Source organism: Alcanivorax sp. HI0044 (assembly GCF_001634945.1).
Genome location: NZ_LWEZ01001060.1, coordinates 1 through 293, shown reverse-complemented (window position 1 = coordinate 293; position 293 = coordinate 1). Strand labels below are relative to the sequence as shown.

Here is a 293-nt window from a genome sequence, read left to right as displayed (position 1 = left end):
GACTTAGGGCCTAAAGGGGCGGCAGCACAGGAAGGTGATCCCTGGCATCCCGGCTCACCCTATGCGGCGAGTAAGGCTGCAGCGGATCATCTAGTGGACGCCTGGGTGCACACCTATGGCTTTCCTGCCCTGATTTCCCATGCCAGCAATAATTATGGCCCTTGGCAGTATCCAGAGAAGCTGATCCGCGGGTGATACAGTGCGCATTGGCAGGCGATACAATCCCGCTGTATGGAAGCGGGGAACAGGTGCGTGACTGGTTACATGTTGACGATCACGTTAAGGCATTATGG

The 293-nt window shown here is 56.3% G+C and carries 2 protein-coding genes; both read left to right on the top strand.

Annotated elements, in window-relative coordinates; genetic code table 11:
- Positions 1 to 195, top strand: a 195-nt coding sequence (locus A3730_RS29720) for a GDP-mannose 4,6-dehydratase (RefSeq protein WP_369819074.1), incomplete at its 5' end; no start/stop codon positions are given.
- The coding region (locus tag A3730_RS33060) for an NAD-dependent epimerase/dehydratase family protein (protein WP_369819075.1) at positions 192 to 293 on the top strand (102 nt) is incomplete at its 3' end. The genes A3730_RS29720 and A3730_RS33060, both read left to right, overlap by 4 nt.